The sequence below is a fragment of the Psychrobacter sp. TWR1-1-1 genome (assembly GCF_049895865.1).
GTDB classification, from domain to species: Bacteria; Pseudomonadota; Gammaproteobacteria; order Pseudomonadales; family Moraxellaceae; genus Psychrobacter; species Psychrobacter immobilis_A.
In genome coordinates, this window is the sequence record NZ_JAFCTE010000011.1 from 1 (window position 1) to 19,571 (window position 19,571).

Sequence of the window (19,571 nt, forward strand, 5' to 3'; positions counted from 1 at the left end):
CCTGCCGCTTCAATCAGCATGCGAACGGCGCGTTCTTTAATCTCAGGAGTATAGGTTTGTCTTTTCATTGTCGTATTCTCTCAGAATATTAGGTCTCCGACAATCCCGGGGCGGTTCATTCCGAAGCATCCGATTAAAGCGCTCGATGATCTTGAATTCTTCTATAGGCATATCTTAAACAACTGGGCTAGTAGGATTTACTACATTAGTTATAGTCTGCTATAAAATCATATTATCCCAGTTTATAATTATAAAAAAACCAATGAAACCGCTACGATATTTTCATAGCAGTTTCATTGGTTATACGGTCTTTAACGCTAAAAATTATTAGCCGAATACTTTCATACGCTTGTCTAAAGGCTGAAACGCTTTGTCGCCTGCGGGCTGCTCAATAGCGCCGAACACCATTTGCGCATTCAATTCCCAATCTTCAGCGATGTCCCAAGCATCAGCAACTCTCTGATCGATGACAGGATTATAGTGCTGCAAATTAGCACCGACATCAATACTGGCCAATGCCGTCCAAATAATATACTGGTGCATCGCGCTGGTTTGATGTGCCCAGATTGGGAATTTATCCGCATATAAAGGGGCTGCTTCTTGCATGTTTCTCACGACACCTTTGTCCTCGAAGAACAATACTGTACCCGCACCCACTCTAAAGCCTGCGATTTTATCTTTGGTACCTTGGAACTTCTCGTCATCACCAACGATAGTCTTAAGTGTCTCTTCAGTGATATCCCATAATTTTTTATGATCTTCACCGAATAACACCACGATACGCGTCGATTGTGAGTTAAAAGCGGATGGCGTATGCAAGACTGCATGCTCGACCAAATTAACGATTTCGTCATTTGATACTGGCAATTGATTACTCAATGCATAGATAGAGCGACGTTTTTCTGCCAATTTCTGTAAATCTTTTAGGTTTGACATGATTTTCTCCAGTGATTATTGATGAATTTATGTGATTAAGAACTAAGTTATAAAGCTAAATGCTAATCAACCTTTAACCTTTAAGGCCTTGCGGTAATTCAGGTGCTGGCAGACGTTTCATATCAGAGTCGACATTACCGAAACGCTCATGACCGTTATTCCAGTCGATGATGGATTGCTCAATCTCTGCTTTATTGTCCGCAACAAAGTTCCACCAGAGTAGGACTTGGTTATTTAATGGTTCACCGCCGATAAACATCACACGTGTGCCTTTTTTGGCGACCAGCTTGATGCTTTTGTTATTAGCAACATCGCTATCGTGGAAGCGAAATAACTGATCTTGCTTACAAATATTACCTTCAGACTCTATCTCACCCTCTGAGACTAAGATGCCATATTCAAAGCTCGGTTCTAAAGTCAGTGTAGCCTCGCCATCTTCGGTGAAGTACACGTCGATACCGACCAGCTTGGAGTATTGGATGGTAGGCGCTTTAAAGTGCTGACCTGAAGCATTGGTATAGCTACCGGTGGTCAAAATCATCTCAACACTATTTTCCGTCCACGTTGGTAGCTCTGGATAATGATGAAAACCGCGCTCAATCTCTTGATCCGTCGGTAGTGCAATCCAGAGTTGTACCATACTGATAGCACGCGCCGCCTCTGACGAACCACCAGTGTCTGGAAAGACGCTTTGTTCCGTATGACTGATACCTTGATTCAAACCTGTACCTGCAGTCATGACATTGACTTGGTTTTTGGTAATGACTTGCTCGTTACCTAAGCTATCTTTATGCAGTACTTCGCCATTTAACATCCAGCTAAAGGTTTGCAGATTGGTGTGCGGATGACGACCGACTTGCATACCGGTTTCATCTTCACCAAAGTCAGCAGGACCAGCGTGATCTAAAAAGCACCACGCACCGATAGGCTGTTTACCTTTATTGGGTAATAAACGGGCAATCGGAATACCGCCGACATCAGCCAACCTTGGCTCTAGGGTTTGAATACTCATCATCCACCTCTTATGATTTATAGTTACAGATTATTGAATACATGATTATGAATTACTACTATTTTTTGTATCAATTAATACATAGGTACTTCCATTAGTAGTACTCTTGCGTCCTCGGTCGCATCCATCGTGAAGCTTTTGGTATCTGAGATACCAAGGCCGTCACGAGTATCAAGAACGTTACCGTTGATAGTAACTTTACCCTCTAGTACCAAGACATAAACACCGTTATTGGCATCTTTTAAATCATAATTCTGAGTCACACCTTTGTCAAAATGACCCATATGGAACCAAGCGTCTTGATGAATCCAAACGCCCGCGTCGTCCGCGTTTGGAGATAGCACTTGGTTGAACTCATTAGCTTTCATGTGCTCATCCATACGCACTTGCTGATAACGCGGCGTCACGCCCATTTTGTTGGGAATTACCCAAATTTGTAAAAACTTGACAGGTTCATTGGCATCGCCATTCATCTCGCTATGAGTAATACCCGTACCCGCTGACATGACCTGAATCTCACCAGTCTCGATAGTGCCTTGGTTACCGATATTATCTCCATGACCGAGCTTGCCAGATAATGGAATACTGATAATTTCCATATCACGGTGTGAGTGCTTGCCAAAACCTTGACCACCAATAACAAAGTCATCGTTGATGACTCGTAGCGCACCAAAACCCATACGCTCTGGATTATGATAATTGGCAAAGCTAAAGGTATGCTTGCTTTTGAGCCAGCCATGGTTAGCATCGCCACGAGAATTTGCTGCATGATAAATCGTTTTCATAAGTTATCCTTTATTTTTAATTGGCTTGTTTAAGCTATGGGTCTATTATAATTGTTGAGCAGATATAGATAAACAGTGCTTATTGCAAATAACTATTCTTATTTATAGAACAATAGATGCTTAGAATTAACGTAATATAGTAGTCACGCCATCATTCGCGTCACCCGTTAGTACCAATAAGTAGGTATAAAAAATATTAATGATAAAGAGAGGGAAACCATGTCAAATCTACATACATTGAATAATGAAGTCATCGACAACAAAGCTCAAAAACGTTTTGAAATTCATATCGATGATCAGGTTGCGTTTGAAGAGTATGAGTTTTTTACCACATCCGCAGGTGAGGAAGGTGTTGAGTATAAGCACACATTCGTGCCTGATTCGCTTAGTGGTCAAGGTATCGCTGGTTACTTGGTCAAAATCATCTTAGATAACGCCGCTGCTAGAGATTTACGCGTTAAACCAACGTGTCCTTATGTAAAGTCCTATATTGATAAGCATCCAGAATACCAAGCCAATTCGGTGTTTCATGGCGCAAAGGCTTAAACTTATAGTCAGTGAAACGTAATATCGATACCTCATGCACGGCTCATATCCATTTTCTTGCTTGCTGTGCCTTCGCAGACAGAGGCGGCAAAAATTGATATGAGCCGTACCGTCGCGCTTTTATTATTTGTTAACTATAGGAGTTCAAAATAGTTACAGTGACGCTCAACGAAAAAGCCATGATAAATCATCATGGCTTTTTACGATTAATGGCATTACTCAATAACGGTAGAGCTTTTATTAGCTCATATGCTGTAAGAACTCCGAATTACGCGCTAGTAGTGATAAGTACAGCACAGGAATGACAAACAAACCGACTGCCCAATAACTGAGATTTACATACAGCACCGCGCCGAGTAGTGCGCCAATCACAAAGCTGATAACCAATGCCGCGCTATGTCCCAATTTTTTAGCATTATCAGCGCTACGGTTGGCAATATAATCTGACAGACCAATGCCCAATTGGGTCGTATTACCCGTCATTAATACCGTAGGACTCATATGTTTGATGACTGTTTTACTAGCCGTATTACGAATAGCAAGTGCCGTTAAGCCCAAACCACCAGTAATGGCGACCGATATATCGCCTGCTTCAGTGAAAGGTTGAAAGGACAATCCTGCTATCATAAATGCGCTCAAAAATAGCGCTTCTGCTAAAAACAAATGACTGAGTACTAACGTTTGCTTTCGGCTTTTATCAATGTATATTTTGGTAATAACCACCGTTATTATAAAAAGTGGCACCGATGCCAGCTTGATCCACAAGCCATCTTCACCTTTAACCAAACCGCTACCAGCCAGTACTAAGTTACCCGTGACATGAGCGGTAAAAAAGCCAAATAAAGTGATAAAGCCAATGGTATCAATCGCCCCACCAACTATCGTTAATAGTATAGGCGCTTGATAGCGTTGCCAAAAGCTTGGTGGCTCATCATGTACAGGCGCAGTATTATTATTAGTTACCGTTTTACTCACTAGTATTTCCTGCAAAATCCACAAAATCAGTCACAAAGCGCTGTAAGAATTTCTGTGTGCGCGGGCTAACACTGCCATCATCATTTAAGCTGTCAGTTGCATAACTTAAATGAATTTCAGGATCAATCATCATTTGTGCCGAAAGCATTTGCATGCTTTTTCTGACATCAAGGCCACTATTGATACCGCCGAAACTGCCTGGCGAGGCCGTCACTACCGCAACTTTTTTGTGGGTCCACACGCTTTCTTTATAAGGACGTGAGGCGATATCTACGACATTTTTCAAGGCGGCAGGCATAGTGCGGTTATGCTCTGGCGTGACAATTAATACGGCATCAGCGCCTTTCAGCTGCTGACGCACACGCTCATAGCTATCGATAGTCGTATCATCATAATCTTGATTATAAAGCGGTAAGTCTGCGATATAGACTTCTTTTATAGACACGCTTTCAGGCATCTGCGCCGCAATAAACTCTGCAAATTTACGATTGATAGATGCTTTTCGCAAGCTGCCAATAATTAAGGCGATGTTGATTGATGTACTCATAGCGGCTCCCTGATTATGATGATAAGACGATATTTTCTAAGCCATTTACTTTACTATATTCTGCGATGATTATTGTTATCGATTGAATAAGCACCTGCTCCATGAGCAAATATCATCAAGAAACCACCCGCCATCGCAATGTTTTTCATGAAAGGGTTCATCTGTGATTCATCTATCCAGAATTGATGGAAAAGCAGCGCTGATATAATATTGAATCCAACGAGTAAAATAGCAACGAAACGCGCTTTAAAACCAAAGAGAATAGCGAGGCCGCCGAAAAGTTCAACCGCGATGACCAGCGGCAATAACATCCCAGGTACACCCATTGATTCCATATAACCTTGAGTGGCCGCGTAGCCGGTAATTTTAGTAAAGCCTGAAAAGATAAAAATCATTGATAAAAATAGGCGACCAATTGGGACGCTAAGCTCTTGTAGTTTATCCATGGGTTTTCTCCAGTAATAGAATGTTTTTTAAATTTTATTTGATTATGCGATGGCCTTATTGTATTCGTTGCTTATAATTAGATAAACCGTGATAATTGCAAATGTAAGTTCTTATTTAAAGAACAATTAAGAGGTGGTTTACATGGGACAATTAGAAGATATGGCAATGTTTGTGCGTATTGTCGAAGCAGGCAGTATTACCAAGGCTGCCGAGCAACTGAATATCGCAAAATCTGCGGTAAGCCGGCGTTTAAAGGAGTTAGAGACACGCTTGGGCAGTCAACTGATTAGCCGAACCACGCGTCAATCAAACTTAACCCAAGCTGGTGAGCAGTATTATCAAAAGGTGCACCATATACTCAGTGAAGTGGATGCGCTGAATGAAGAGACGAGTGGTACTCCGACACGTATCGAAGGAACATTAAAGATGACTGCGCCATTGTCCTTTGGTTTGATGCATTTAAACGATGTCATCGATGAATACGCCAATCAGCATCCTGAGTTAAAGTTTGAGCTGGATTTTTCTGATCGTCATACTGATTTGATTGAGGAAGGGTTTGAGTTAGCAATTCGTATTAGAGAGTTGCAAGATTCCAGTTATCAGGCCAAACGTTTGGCACTGATTCGTTATGCGTTATGCGCCAGTCCTGAATATTTAGAGAGAATGGGTACGCCAAAGACTTTTGACGATCTGACAGAACATGAGTTTTTACAATATGGTATGAGCAAATCTAGCGCGATAGAACTGATAGATAAGCAAGGTAAGAATCATCAAGTCGCCGTAAACGGTAAAATCAAAGCCAATAATGGGGACTTTTTGCGGGAGATGGCAGTCAAAGGTCATGGTATTGCTTTTCTGCCAACTTTTATTACGTATCAAGCCTTAATCAGCGGTGAGCTTGTGCCTATCCTCCAGCAGTATCAATTACCTACTTTAAACGCTTATGCGGTCTATCCTAAAAATCGATTTTTATCGCAACGTTGTCGTTATCTCATTGATTTCATTGCCGAGCGTTTTGGTGATAATCCGTACTGGGATAAGTTTTGATAAGCATTTACGGCTCAACACTTAACGGACAAGCTTAAATGAACACTATACCTGCTCTCAATAACATAAGTGCCCGCGATCCCAATGAGCCATATCGGGCATCAACAACGCTTGAGTTATTATTTGATTTAGTCTACGTCATTGCCGTTTCAGCAGCAGCAAGCGGTCTTCACCAGCGCTTGCTTGAGCATGACTTTTTAGGGTTTTTGACCTTTATTATAGCCTTCTTTATTTTATGGAATGCTTGGACGAGCTTCACATGGTTTGCTTCCGGCTACGATCCTGATGATTGGTACTATCGTCTCTCAGTATTGCTACAAATGTTTGGCTCATTAATGATTGCCGCCAACATCAATCAGTTTTTCGAGCAAGGATTAACATGGATAGGAGTCACTGGTTATGCGATCATGCGATTGGCCAGCTGTAGCCAGTGGTGGCGTGTCTATCGCCAAGTAGAAGGTCACAAACGGGTGGCTGGTCGCAGTATTATTGGCTTATTAACGCTACAAAGTGTTTGGATACTTTGGTTGTTTCTACCTGCTTCGATACAAACGCCTGCGTTATTTTTATTTATAGCGGCTGAATTACTGATGCCAATATGGGCGCGTGCCGCACAGAACATCAATTGGCATCCTCATCACATGGCTGAACGTTATGGTCTCTTGACCATTATCGTTTTAGGCGAAGGCGTGCTAGGAGTTAGTAATAGTATTCGCACCTTTTTAGTCAACTCCGAGTCTGCTGCTAGCGCTATTATATTATTAGGTTCAAGCCTTGTAGCATTGGTTTTTGCCTTATGGTGGCTCTATTTTACGATCCCGTTTGGTACTATTTTGAACAATGAGCGTCGCCGTTATGATTTATTCTTATTTGGCTATGGGCACTTTTTTGTTTTCGCTACGCTTGCAGCGTTAGGCAGCGCGCTTAATTTAGTGACCGACGCTTGGGCAGATACTCTGAATCGTACGGTCACCCAGCCTTATGCTATGGGATTATTGATGATAATGCTATTTGGCTTTTTAGTGACCCTAACTTTACTTCGAGCCTTGATGTGCCGCAAATCAACTCACAATATGACCGCTCTTATTCTTGCCACCTTTATTATTTTGCTGAGCTATATCACAGTAGCGCAAGGGCTATCGATTACTTATGGTATTTGGCTAAGCCTGCTCGCGCCTATAATAATGACGTGGTACTTTCATCAAGATAACAAGCAATGGCAAGTATGACCTCTGCCGTCAAATCCGTAGACTTAAACATAGGATAATATTGATTTTAATAGGTACAAATACGATACTGAATATATTTCTAAGGTTTTGCCCTTCTCTCCCGAAATGGATATTGAATTTCCTATATAATGTGAGCCATCTCTTTGTTGATAACCCCTTTAATTTAGGCTTTTTTCTTAGTAAAAAAATGCTGCTTATCAGGTAAAACGGTGCTTTATGTTTAACGCTTCCTCAACTCGTTTAAATAAATACATCAGCGAAAGCGGTATTTGCTCCAGGCGAGACGCTGACCGCTTTGTTGAACAAGGTAATGTATACATCAATGGTAAGCGTGCTCAAGTAGGCGATCAAGTGGTTGCTGGAGATACGGTAAAAGTCAACGGGCAACTCATTGAGCCGCGAGAGGCGGATGATTTTGTGTTTATTGTCTTGAATAAACCCGTGGGTATTGTGAGCACTACGGAAGCTTCAGAAAAAGATAATATCGTTGATTTCGTTAGACATAGTACACGTATTTTTCCGATTGGACGTTTGGATAAAGACTCTCAAGGTTTAATCTTTTTGACCAGTAATGGTGATCTGGTTAATAAAGTATTACGTGCTGGTAATAACCACGAGAAAGAATATTTGGTGACGGTGAACAAGCCGATAACAGATAGTTTTATTGAGGGTTTAGCTGGTGGCGTGCCAATGCTTGGGAAGATGACCAAGAAATGCCCAGTTACTAAGGTGGCACCCACCGTGTTTAACATCACGCTAGTGCAGGGTTTAAACCGCCAAATTCGCCGTATGTGTGAGCATTTTGGCTATGAAGTGGTGAAGCTTGAGCGTACGCGGATTATGAATGTCAGTCTTAAAGGTACTCCCGTTGGAGACTGGCGAGATTTAACCGAAAAAGAGTTGTCTGTTTTACTTAAGTCCATAGAAGGTTCTTCTTCAGATGCCAGTAATCCGGGCAAGAAATCTCGTAATGCGCCACGAAAAAATGCTCGTACTGATGATTCATCAAAGACAAAAACGTCTTCAAAATCAGCGGGGGCAGCAAAGGGCAATAAAAAACACGCCAAGGATGATGCTAGAAAACCAGCGGGTTCTAAAGGTAAAGATAGACGTCCTTTTGGTAATGGCAAGAAGGCTGTGGGCAATGGCAAACCTGCTACAAATGGTAAGCGCCCTGCAAAAGGTCGAAGTTCTAAGCGGTAGCAGTATCGCGACTATAGATTGATGGGTAAAGGTTAGCTAATTAGAACACTTGATAAGAAATACTGCACAAAAAGCCAGACAATTTAAGTTGTCCGGCTTTTTTGTGGTCTGCAGATTTTCTCAACCAAATAATTTTTATTATAAAGCCAACTCATAACTCGTACGACACCCCGAAGCTTGAAATTTTTGCGGCATCCCCTGCTCTACTAAGTCATTAAACTCTCTTAATGCGGTATCGATAGAACATTTGGTCATAATTGCTGCGGCGCTGGCATACTATAAAATCGTTGGCGACTGTCATCGCTTTGCACCAGTAATCTCTCAGTAATCTATCGTTAATTTCACAAAGTACCGTTGGTATAGGTCGACTAAAAATAGCAGAGTCTAAGACAGTTAGCAGATGTCATTATTTAAAAATTCGATTATAGTAGATATCGAATCATACATTTAAAAGTTGAGGACAAAATAATGAAGACACTAAGTTTATGTATTGCAGCAGGACTAGGTTTAAGCGCTTGTGCTGGTGGAATGACAGGGAACACGGGTCAAAACAATAATATCAATGGTATCGTCACTCAATACCCTGTCGAGACTGCCATGCTCAACATCTATACCAAACAACGCAGTGATAAATTAGTTGCGGTTGTCGGCAGTCAAAGCGTGTCAGCAGAGATTCAAGTGACGCCTAAAGGCAGTATGGTATTTAATAATAAGTCTGTACAAGGTACCGAAATAAACACCATCAATAAGACGAATAATCAAATCACCAATCAATCCGTCGCTATCAATTACTTCACCCTGAATCCACTGATATTCCATGGTTTTACAGACGGTACAGGTAAATACTCACTATCTAACCAGACGACCACCATTCCTAAAATGGCGACAGTGGGTGCTTCTAGTAAGCTGCTGACGGAAAATGTCTATGCCGATAGCAGCATGCGTAACAAGATAGGGACTTATAACCAAGACTGGTCTTTGTCGCGTGATACGAATAATACCGCATGGTTCTGTATAGAAACCTCAAGCAATCTATTACTCAGCTTTGACCCTGCAGGCACTTCATCAGAATGCTACAAGATCAATGCCAAAGGCGATATCTTAGCAAGCAAAGTGACACTGAGTCAGCCTAGTAGTGATGGTAGTACTAAGACGGTTACTTTAAACAGTCAGTAGTGATTATCTTTGTGACATAGCACTTATTACATAACAACGAAACAAAAAAATAGCGCCTAATATGGGCGCTATTTTTATATCAGTCAGCTGAACGATTAAGAACGATGTCCATGAGTATGCTTAGCTTGATATTTGCTTTTTGCTTTGAGATGAGCCGCTGGTTTTTTTGATTGATGCTTTGACACTACTGCCTTTTTCTTCACATGCTGATGTTTATTATCAAACTTTGCATTGACCTTTTGATGCTTCACTTGAGCAACATGATGCTTAGCAATTTGCGGCGCAGCACTTGCTTGGCTAACCATTGTGAAGCAAGCAGTAATGGCTAGCATTGAACTTATCATTATTTTTTTCATTATTTTTTCTCGTATAAAGTCATATTAGTTATGAGTTGTGGTTGAAACTGCCTTACTTAATATCGAGTAAAGCATTCACGTGATAAAAAGCATCATGATAAAAATCTGCTCTATCGACAACGAGAATGATAAATGATTCAAACGTTAAGTAGATTTATGAAGATTGAAGAAAGGTAACCTTAATGAGAGAAGGTTTCTTAAGTGGTACGCTATAAGCGTCATATTGGCGCTTTTCTAGACGGGCAAGTAATAGCGAATGAAAAGATATCTTATATATAGATTATGATGACTCGCTTTGGCATATTTTTTATAAAGCGTAGACGTTGTCACGATACTTTCATTTTCACCCTATAAAATGCGTTGATTATTCAAAGCCATTGACGATATGCCGCATCACAATAAAGACTTTTAAAGAGTGAAGACCAAACTAAGCAGGCGAGATAAGTATTTTGCAAGAGTCTTTGGCATGTGGATTTTTTTAAAGTAGCCACACTTATGGCCTTCTGAATAGCAATTTTGAAATAACTGAGAATCGATGTAATGAACCATTACTTATGTTTGACAGATTATGAAAAAAACTTGATTGATAGTGCTTTGCTCATTCTGATGAAAAAAAACATCCAATATAGCGATCAATCAAAAGAAAACTCAGTGCAGCAATACTATCAAGATTTTAATCTCACACTTTTTGAGCTATGTGCAAAAATAAAAGCACCTGATTTTGATAAGCAAATGGATTTATCCTCAAAAGAAATCAAAGCAATTAAAAAAGCCCTAACCTCACTGTATAACCGTATCTATCAAAGAACCCTTAAGGATATAGAGGGCAACCAAGAAGATCACTATAAGAGCTGTAAGTTACAGATTATAGAATTAGAGAGAAAAATCGATATTATCGAGAAAAACAATATAGAGAGCAATAGTTGTTAAATTGTCCTTTTTTAGCGAAAAATTTCACTATTTTTAAGTCGCTAGCACCATCAATATTGGTCGCGTAAAACGAAAAATCGCACCCCGCATTACATTAGCCTATCTTTTCCGCTGGGTTTTATTAGCTCTTTCCCATTTTCTTGATTATCGTCTAGTTACTTCAGTCATATAGTCTTCTCAGTACAAGATGAATAGGTACAGCACAGGATAATACGGCAAATAGTAGTACGGCAAATAGCAGGCTGAGCAAACATGACGACGCTGTGACCGATTTCTCTAGAATGCCCGATATATCTCTATACAAGACTTGTAAAGAGCATACCCCTTGTCTTAGAATGGCATTGTTAATGATAATGTCTATTTTGTTAAGTATTCTTTCTAAAATGCTTTAAACTGACGTTTTAAGTTAGCACACCTTCTTACTTATAAATGTTACCTATGCATCATCAGCATGCTGGTAATACGATGACCCTATCATGTCTACTAAGCGCCGCAAGCTTGTTTTACGATATTCATCACCGGTAACGATGTGGTTCGGCATGTTGGTCGCATGTTTTGCTTGGATCATGCACATCATGCTGTTGCTCACACCTCTATGGGATGATAATGCCCACTTAGGTCATGGTATCTGTGCAGAGCTTGCACCGATTGTATCGGCAGCTAAGCAGTATGAGCAAATACAGACTGATATTGCGCAAACGAATCACAACATACCCATTGATAGTGCCGCTCGTCATTTACTTCATCATAATGCATCCCTATCTTTAGCATCGCCTGCGACCGTTGAGCCAGTCATAACGGTAGACGCCGCACCTTCGCACGAAGCTTTGTATAGCAAAGATAAGGTTGAAAGCTCTGAATCTAACCCTGATGCTGTAAAATACACTGGCTGTGACCTTTGCACTGCCATGTCTGCGGCACTATTGCCAGTCGCTTTTACACATACTGACTCGGCTTTGATTGAGCTGTCTACTGTCTCAGTCACGTTTTTGTATCGCTCACATGCCTACTCTCCTAGTAATTTTTTACGACCCCTCGCACGCGCTCCTCCAGTCACACCCACATAACTATCTACATAATTATCCACATTTATAGTCCAATATTTTTAGGGCGTGTCCTCATTTTAAAAATGGTGATAAACATGAGATAAATTGCCGTCAAACAAGAAAAGTAGCGCAAATAATATCGAGATATTAATAAGCTATTTGATGATGCTTGGCAAAATTTAGCCATTTTTAGTCCATTTCGAAAGTAATCAATTGAATTGAGGACACGCCCTAGAGCATTAGTGACAATGCTCTCATTTGAGCTCTGATTGAGGCACTTGTATGCGTTTGCCTAAAACATTGCGCTCAAAACTGTGCTCATAATATTGTGCTCAAAATGCTATCTATTTATATCGGAAAATATTCAGTAATCACCTAGTCTAAGTCCATAAATGGCTTGGCTGACATTGCCTCTTGGTAAAAACTGAATAACCGATTTCATAAAATATTTTTGCGAATTTCTAGGAAAGTAAGATGTTACCTTTATCAATGAACGCTGTACCTATTTTAAAACTAAGTGTTTTAGCTTTGTCTTTATTGCATATCAGTAGCGCTTATGCGGATTCCACAACCGTAAAGGCGCACCTGCCTACTACTGATGATGAGCCACATATTCAATTGCCAGAAATCGTCGTTTATGCGACAGCAGCGGATAAGCGCTCTAGTACCAATGCACCTGGGACAGCCGCCACCCTTGATCAAAAATTTATTAGCAGCAAACAAGTGGCAAGCAGTGATACGGCCACTATACTGACAAAAATACCCGGTCTAAATGTCCAAAGTGCCGGTGGTATCTCAAACCTGCCCGTGATAAGAGGCTTGGCGGACAACCGTCTGCGTATCTTAGTAGATGGCGTTGACTCAATCGCCTCCTGTCCAAACAGTATGAACTCACCCCTGTCTTATATTGCGCCAAGCGCTATAGACAAGACCACCGTCTATGCAGGTGTGACGCCTGTGAGTGTCGGTGGTAATAGCATTGGCGGTACTATCGTTGTCGAAACAGCAGAGCCTATGTTTTCAACGGATAGCGACATATTAACTTCAGGTGAAATCGGCACATTTTATCGTAGTAATGGTGACGCATATGGTGCCAATTTATCTACCACAGCGGCAAACGAGCAGCTTAGCCTCACCTATAAAGGCAGCTTTGCGCAGGCGGATAATTATAAAGCTGGTGGTGATTTTAAATCTTATACAGAGACAGGGAACGCTGGTAAAACCTTAGCGAAAGACGAAGTTGGTTCAACCGCCTATGAAAGCAAAAACCAGTCAGTAGATGTGGCTTATAAGAACGGCAATCATCTACTACAAGGCACTTATTTGTGGCAAAACGTCCCAAAAGAGTTATATCCAAATCAGCGGATGGACATGCTCGACAATCAGCTTGACCGCATTAATTTGCGCTACAAAAGCGAGTTAAATTGGGGACAGCTAGAAGCACAGGCCTATCATGAAGATGTCGATCACTATATGAACTTTGGGGAAGACAAACAGTTCGTGTACGGTAATGCCAAAGGTATGCCGATGTACACCAGTAGCGAGACCATCGGTGCCAATCTTAAAGGTATTATTGATTTGACCAATCAAGGCACGCTCAATATAGGTGCTGAATATCAAGACTACACGCTCGATGACACGTGGGCGGCATCTGGCGACGGTATGATGTCACCAAACGACTTTCAAAATATCAACAATGGTCAGCGTCAGCGTATCGGTATCTATGGCGAATGGGAAACAGACATCTCATCTGACTGGAGCACCCAGCTTGGCGCTCGCTATGAAAACGTACGTACCAGTGCTGATGAAGTACATGGCTATCAAATCGATGGTCAAAACAATATGACCAATCAGCTGCGAGATAGCGCTAACTTTAATGCCAGTGACCGCCGAACCACTGATAACAACTTTGATATTACTGCACTCGCACGCTACGACATTGATTCACAAAAAAATCTAGCCTTAGGTCTATCGCACAAAGAGCGCACGCCAAGCTTATATGAACGCTATACCTGGTCCACTTGGAAAATGGCGGCCATCATGAATAATACTGTTGGTGATGGCAATGGCTATTTTGGTGATCCTAATCTACGCCCAGAAAAATCCAACACCCTATCTGCCACCTTAGACTGGCGCGGTGCTGATGATAGCTGGGGCGTTAAAGCCACTCCTTACTATTCAAAAATTAATGACTATGTCGATGCCGTACAGTGGAACCCCATGGCAAACACAGCAGCTAGCACTCAAACAACGAATCAATATAATGTGCTGCGCTATACCAATCAAGATGCTGAGATATATGGCATGGATATCTCAGCCAATCGGGAGCTGGCAGCAAATGCTTGGGGGTACTGGGATATAGTAGGCTCCTTAAGCTATACCAAGGGGAAAAATAAAGACAGCGGCTCAGACTTATATAACATCATGCCATTCAATGGCAGTGTTGCCCTGAATCGGGAAAATAATGGTTGGACAAACCAAATCGAAGTGGTGGGCGTCGCGGCTAAAAATGATATCTCAACCCCTCGTAACGAAATTAAAACGGCGGGTTATGGTCTCTTAAATCTCAGTACAGGCTATCAGTTTAAAGAGGTAGCGATTGAGGCTGGTATCGATAACGTATTCGATAAAAACTATGCCCTACCTCTAGGGGGCGCATACATGGGTCAAGGCAAAACCATGTCGATGAATGGCGAAATAGGTAGCGGTTCTAACTGGGGTACTGCCGTCCCTGGCGCGGGCCGATCATTGTATGTGGGTGTCAACTATAAGTTTTAGGTGTCATTAAGATAGGTCATTAACTGACTAGCATAACGATTAAACCTTCAACGGATTTTATTTATTTTATATCTTAGGAAGTACCTTCATGACTATGGCACTATTAATTGCAGCATTCTTAATGGGATTTTTTGGTTCGCCGCATTGCTTAGGTATGTGTGGCGGTATCGTCACCGCATTCGGACTATCGATGAAAGAAACCAGTCTAGCAAAAAAACGCGGCCTCATTGCGACTTACCATTTGGGGCGCTTACTCAGTTATGCCCTATTGGGCTTAATTGCTGGAGTGATTGGCACCACGGTATTAACCCCTCTGATGGTTGGCAATAGCACACCTCGCATTCTACTAGGGTTGGTCTTGGTATTTGTAGGATTAACCATGCTAGGGTTGCCCTTTTTGAACAGGCTTGAACGTCTTGGTATGCATTTTTGGCAAGCTTTATCACCTCTGCGGCAGAAAGTCTTCCCCTTAAACACCTTTCCTCGAGCATTGACGGCAGGTTTATTATGGGGATTTTTACCCTGTGGTCTCGTTTATGGCGCATTACTTATTGCGGTCGTCGGTCATGACCCGCTCACAGGTGCCGTATTAATGTTTGTCTTTGGTCTAGGAACCGTACCCATGCTCGTCGCCACGCACGAAACGGTCAACTGGATGCGCAATCAAATCGGGCGTTTGCGCCTAAGGCAAGTGAATGGCGCAATCATAATGCTATCTGGCTTAGCCGTCATAGCGGTGCCGATGGTCATGGCCAATATGCATGATGGACACGGGCAAATGAACCACGAGCAAATGAACCATGAGCAAATGAATCACGAGCAAATGAATCACGAGCAAATGAATCACGAGCAAATGAATCACGAGCAAATGAATCACGAGCAAATGAATCACGAGCAAATGAATCATGAGCAATAAAAATGTCTCTCATGTACATAGGAGGCAATGATATTTTAAATTATGGATAGGGCATTTTTAGCGTGCCCTATTTTTTTATCTGCTAATGCGCCAACCCCTGAATTTGGCAAAGAAACCTTTCAACCTTTCAGAAAAGTTAAAAGCCTCTGACTCCGGCACTTCTTCAACATGATGACGAGCTGCCAGTATCGGCTGCTGCACCAATCTTGCGTGATGATCAAAAGCCCGATCAAGACTGATACTCATGATAGAGAAGTTAGTCGGACGTGGTAGACAGCGATATACCTGACCCTTATTAATTAAATCAATGACCATATGGGCATCTTTGAACTCAGTCAACATCAGCACCATCAGATCTGGCTGGATATTTTTTAAGGCATAAACGATGGGCGTAATATTTTCTTTATTGAGCGTCGAATCTGTAATCGTGACACCAAAGCGTTTTTTTTGTAATAACTTTGCGGCCTGTTCAAGGTTACTCGCCCAGCTCACGGTATAAGCGCTCTTAAAATGACTTTTTATTTGTTGATAGACGCTCTCATCATCGTCTAGTACCAATATATTGCGATTGCTAACCGTGCCACTATTAACACGGTTTTGAGTTGCATCCTTTTCCATAGAATTTTGTGTGATTTCTTGCGTTTGCTGAGCAATTTCTGTGGCTTTATTAACAATTTTTTTGAGTTCGTCATTTTGCCATGGCTTAGTGATATAACGATAAATTTCGCCCTCATTCACAGAATCCATCACAGCATTCAGATCCGCATAACCAGTTAACAAGATACGAATAGTATTTGGTGAAGCTGCTTTGATGTCACTCAATACTTCCGTACCTTGCTTATCTGGCATACGTTGATCGCTGATGACCACTTGTACTTCATTCGTGCTGACATATTCCATTAGCTCAGTGGCATCGGTAGTAATAAATACGTCATGTGACTGGCGAAAATGCATTTTTAAGCTGCGCAAGATACGCGGCTCATCATCGATAAAAGCGATTTTTGGTTTTTGCATGACGCTCTCTTTAAATAAATGGTTGGAAGTCTCTCAACTTTCAAATAAGGCTTGCGAAGGTTTCTTTTCATGAACGATAGACTGTATCGGCAGCATGAGGGTAAACGTCGTGCCCGCGCCAACGATTGAGCTAACCTCGATGTATCCACCATGTTGTTCAATGATTTGTGCCGTGATAGCCAATCCTAACCCTGTGCCATCGCCTACTTTTTTGGTGGTAAAAAACGGCTCAAAGATATGCGTTAAAATATGCTCTGCGATACCGACACCATTGTCTATAATGCGTACCACGATATATTGCTGCGCCTCATCGACAGACGAGCTGACTTGCAATGTCCCTTTATGATCTGGCGGCATGGCTTGCGCGGCATTATTAAATAGGTTTAGTAATACTTGGTTAATTTGTGAAGGATTACACTGAATGAGCGGCAGCTCGGCTAGATTGGTATTGACGTCTAAGGTTTTTAAATTATTGCGAGCCATAATCAATGAGGTATTGATGCAATCATTGATATCGACATCTTTTACTTTTGATTCATCCAGTCGAGAAAAGTCGCGCAAGCTGACGACCAGTTCAGCAATTTGATCGACGCCATACAGTCCATCTTTGATTAAATCTGCCAAATCTTCATTGACTTCATCTTCTTTAATCTCTTCACAGCATTGTAAAGTCTCTTCTATCAGTATCTTGACTTGCTCTTGATTGATAGTTGGCGCTTTTAACGCCTGCAATAATTGATCGGTATGCTGTAGCAATTCATCAAAACGAACAAGATTATCGCCAACCAATTCCATGTTACTTCGCACGTAGCCCAGCGGTGTGTTGACCTCATGCGCCACGCCTGCCACCATTTGACCTAATGTCGCCATTTTTTCGGAGCGCACCAGATGCACTTGTGAGGCTTTCAACTCATCCATGGCTTGCTGCAAGTCTTGGGTGCGGGCAGCGACTTGTTTTTCTAGATGGACATTGATTTCGGCAAGTGCGCCTTCATTTTCGACGACGCGGTCAATCAGTTGATTGGTCTGCTCGCTGATGATTTGAATTTCGCTGACATTTGAGTGTGGCAGTTTAAGCGCGCTTAATTGTTGATATTTTTTTTGCTCAATTAATGCGCCCATATCAGCCACTGCTAGTGCCATATATTTTAGCGGTCGTGTAAAGTAGCGACGGAACACCCACGCGGTCAACAACAGGATAGGAATAAAACCCAGTAGCATGGTTTGAATCAGTTGGTTCGACAACGCATTTGCTACGCTCATCATGTCATTATTGGGCTTGACGATGACCATCTTCCAATAGGTAAATGGCATACGAAACACAAAGGCGGTGGCGGACTGCTGCAACACAAAATCATTGGGCACAGCGATGGTCTCAATCAAGTGACTGTCTACCAGATTAAACGTTTGGTCAATATTCAATAGCAGCAATGCTGACAGCAACTTGGATTCTTGTTCGCTGATTTTATTCAGATTGGTCGTACTCAAAATACTACGTGCCGCGAGCGTATAACGACTCTCATCTTTGGCAACAGCCTCATCGATGAGTGTTTGGTTAATGCTATCTAGGCTGTCCGCAATAGGGGCAAAGCTTGAATGTTTCTCGGCCAATTGATGCGCGGTTACCATCTCGCCTTGGGGATTATCTTCAGTCGCTTGCGTGACCATAGATTGATCAGGAAAGGTCAAAAATCGATTGTCCAAGTCTACCAAAAAGACATAACCACCCAGCTTATCTTGCCACTTTTTCATGGCTTCATCGAGGTTATCTAATAGCAGATTAAAACTCACTACCCCATCAAAAGCCTGATTGCGACTGTCATACAATGCCTTGGCACACGTCATCATCGGCTGATTGCTTTGCGGATCGACATACGCACGGCTCCAGACACAGTGGTCATGGCGTGCGTACATCGCAGGAATGTACCACCACTCTCTATAATAGGGACTCGGCGTTTGGCGCACTTGATTATACTGCTCTAACGGCTGCATGTTGCCTGCGTCATCACGCGCCCACACAAACGACTGACGCTCTCGGTTTTGAGCGTACATATTTGGATCAAACCACACGCCGCCGCCCATAATCCGTTGATCGGTCTGTTGCATGAGATTACCAAAGGTTTCTCTATAAAGACCGTCTTCTTTTGGCAAGCCGCCCGCCATCGCACTGGTTGCCTTTGCCAGTCCGTCGACATGGCTGATATTCGCCATAATGCTATTAATAGCTTCGTTACCCGTTTCAACCACTGTCTCTGAAGTCATCTCCAATATACGAGGCTTAGCTTGAGTCTCAATAACCCAATACACCATCAGGATAATTAGTAAAAAAGCCAATGCTAAAATAATCAGCATGCGTGTGGAAATACTACCAAGCCGACCAGCAACACTCATAGATAAACCTTATATTGATGCGTCTACCATCATCAATGCATCACTTAATGAATAAAGACATCAGTGATACGAAACCACCATTTATAGTGGGCTCAAGGATACGATGCCGTCATGACAATATGATGACAAAAGTTTTTTTTCTTATCTGTTGACCAGCACCTTTTAATTAACAACAATTAGCTTGCCGTTGATAGATACAACCTTGTACTCATTTAGCGCTGCTCTCTTTTTATCATC

The 19,571-nt window shown here is 42.0% G+C and carries 18 protein-coding genes; 9 read left to right on the top strand and 9 right to left on the bottom strand.

The window, feature by feature from the left end; all coding sequences use genetic code 11:
• Nucleotides 1–327: 327 nt before the first annotated feature.
• From ACP69U_RS10660 to ACP69U_RS10670, 3 genes are all read right to left on the bottom strand, one after another.
• Complete coding sequence (locus tag ACP69U_RS10660; RefSeq protein ID WP_314884882.1) at nucleotides 328–936, bottom strand: nitroreductase family protein; 609 nt, start codon at nucleotides 934–936, stop codon at nucleotides 328–330.
• A gap of 73 nt (nucleotides 937–1,009) precedes the next feature.
• Nucleotides 1,010–1,948 carry a pirin family protein gene (locus ACP69U_RS10665; protein ID WP_314884884.1) on the bottom strand — a complete coding sequence of 313 codons (939 nt, stop codon included), beginning with the start codon at nucleotides 1,946–1,948 and terminating at the stop codon, nucleotides 1,010–1,012.
• Nucleotides 1,949–2,022: 74 nt separating this feature from the next.
• On the bottom strand, nucleotides 2,023–2,733 hold the full coding sequence (locus ACP69U_RS10670) for a pirin family protein (protein WP_060491574.1): 711 nt from the start codon (nucleotides 2,731–2,733) through the stop codon (nucleotides 2,023–2,025).
• Nucleotides 2,734–2,952: 219 nt separating this feature from the next.
• On the opposite strand from ACP69U_RS10670, the gene ACP69U_RS10675 reads away from it, so the two are divergent.
• A complete protein-coding gene (locus tag ACP69U_RS10675) occupies nucleotides 2,953–3,279 on the top strand; it encodes a GNAT family N-acetyltransferase (RefSeq protein ID WP_314884885.1) in 327 nt (108 codons plus the stop codon).
• A 240-nt stretch (nucleotides 3,280–3,519) separates the two neighbouring features.
• Here ACP69U_RS10675 and ACP69U_RS10680 read toward each other — a convergent pair whose 3' ends face one another.
• From ACP69U_RS10680 to ACP69U_RS10690, 3 genes are read right to left on the bottom strand one after another with little or no spacing between them, the layout of a single operon-like run.
• Nucleotides 3,520–4,254, bottom strand: coding sequence for a YoaK family protein (locus tag ACP69U_RS10680; protein ID WP_390890576.1), 735 nt, complete (start codon nucleotides 4,252–4,254; stop codon nucleotides 3,520–3,522).
• Nucleotides 4,247–4,801, bottom strand: a complete 555-nt coding sequence (locus tag ACP69U_RS10685; protein ID WP_060491577.1) for an NADPH-dependent FMN reductase — start codon at nucleotides 4,799–4,801, stop codon at nucleotides 4,247–4,249. The genes ACP69U_RS10680 and ACP69U_RS10685 overlap by 8 nt, the downstream gene beginning before the upstream one ends.
• 53 nt (nucleotides 4,802–4,854) lie before the next feature.
• Nucleotides 4,855–5,247, bottom strand: coding sequence for a DoxX family protein (locus ACP69U_RS10690; RefSeq protein WP_314884887.1), 393 nt, complete (start codon nucleotides 5,245–5,247; stop codon nucleotides 4,855–4,857).
• 142 nt (nucleotides 5,248–5,389) lie between these two features.
• On the opposite strand from ACP69U_RS10690, the gene ACP69U_RS10695 reads away from it, so the two are divergent.
• The 4 genes from ACP69U_RS10695 (at nucleotide 5,390) to ACP69U_RS10710 (ending at nucleotide 9,903) form a co-directional block, all read left to right on the top strand.
• The gene (locus tag ACP69U_RS10695) at nucleotides 5,390–6,295 is read left to right on the top strand and encodes a LysR family transcriptional regulator (RefSeq protein WP_314884889.1); all 906 of its coding nucleotides are present in this window, start codon (nucleotides 5,390–5,392) and stop codon (nucleotides 6,293–6,295) included.
• 38 nt (nucleotides 6,296–6,333) lie between these two features.
• Complete coding sequence (locus ACP69U_RS10700; RefSeq protein WP_314884890.1) at nucleotides 6,334–7,524, top strand: low temperature requirement protein A; 1,191 nt, start codon at nucleotides 6,334–6,336, stop codon at nucleotides 7,522–7,524.
• Between the two features lie 216 nt (nucleotides 7,525–7,740).
• The gene (gene rluF, locus ACP69U_RS10705; protein WP_201554444.1) at nucleotides 7,741–8,727 is read left to right on the top strand and encodes a 23S rRNA pseudouridine(2604) synthase RluF; all 987 of its coding nucleotides are present in this window, start codon (nucleotides 7,741–7,743) and stop codon (nucleotides 8,725–8,727) included.
• 468 nt (nucleotides 8,728–9,195) lie between these two features.
• Entirely contained in the window at nucleotides 9,196–9,903 is a 708-nt protein-coding gene (locus tag ACP69U_RS10710) for a hypothetical protein (protein WP_426138518.1), read from the top strand.
• A gap of 95 nt (nucleotides 9,904–9,998) precedes the next feature.
• Here ACP69U_RS10710 and ACP69U_RS10715 read toward each other — a convergent pair whose 3' ends face one another.
• The gene (locus ACP69U_RS10715) at nucleotides 9,999–10,247 is read right to left on the bottom strand and encodes a hypothetical protein (RefSeq protein WP_201600226.1); all 249 of its coding nucleotides are present in this window, start codon (nucleotides 10,245–10,247) and stop codon (nucleotides 9,999–10,001) included.
• Between the two features lie 552 nt (nucleotides 10,248–10,799).
• On the opposite strand from ACP69U_RS10715, the gene ACP69U_RS10720 reads away from it, so the two are divergent.
• The 4 genes from ACP69U_RS10720 (at nucleotide 10,800) to ACP69U_RS10735 (ending at nucleotide 15,929) form a co-directional block, all read left to right on the top strand.
• On the top strand, nucleotides 10,800–11,189 hold the full coding sequence (locus tag ACP69U_RS10720) for a hypothetical protein (protein ID WP_201600224.1): 390 nt from the start codon (nucleotides 10,800–10,802) through the stop codon (nucleotides 11,187–11,189).
• Nucleotides 11,190–11,665: 476 nt separating this feature from the next.
• Nucleotides 11,666–12,256 (top strand): hypothetical protein, encoded by a 591-nt coding sequence (locus tag ACP69U_RS10725; protein WP_314886303.1) that lies wholly within the window; start codon nucleotides 11,666–11,668, stop codon nucleotides 12,254–12,256.
• 453 nt (nucleotides 12,257–12,709) lie between these two features.
• Nucleotides 12,710–15,013 carry a TonB-dependent receptor gene (locus tag ACP69U_RS10730; protein WP_314886305.1) on the top strand — a complete coding sequence of 768 codons (2,304 nt, stop codon included), beginning with the start codon at nucleotides 12,710–12,712 and terminating at the stop codon, nucleotides 15,011–15,013.
• 88 nt (nucleotides 15,014–15,101) lie between these two features.
• Nucleotides 15,102–15,929, top strand: a complete 828-nt coding sequence (locus tag ACP69U_RS10735; RefSeq protein WP_426138519.1) for a sulfite exporter TauE/SafE family protein — start codon at nucleotides 15,102–15,104, stop codon at nucleotides 15,927–15,929.
• A gap of 75 nt (nucleotides 15,930–16,004) precedes the next feature.
• On the opposite strand, the gene ACP69U_RS10740 is transcribed toward ACP69U_RS10735, so the two are convergent.
• On the bottom strand, nucleotides 16,005–16,943 hold the full coding sequence (locus tag ACP69U_RS10740; RefSeq protein WP_314886368.1) for a response regulator: 939 nt from the start codon (nucleotides 16,941–16,943) through the stop codon (nucleotides 16,005–16,007).
• 33 nt (nucleotides 16,944–16,976) lie between these two features.
• Nucleotides 16,977–19,334, bottom strand: a complete 2,358-nt coding sequence (locus ACP69U_RS10745) for an ATP-binding protein (protein ID WP_314886369.1) — start codon at nucleotides 19,332–19,334, stop codon at nucleotides 16,977–16,979.
• Between the last annotated feature and the right edge of the window lie 237 nt (nucleotides 19,335–19,571).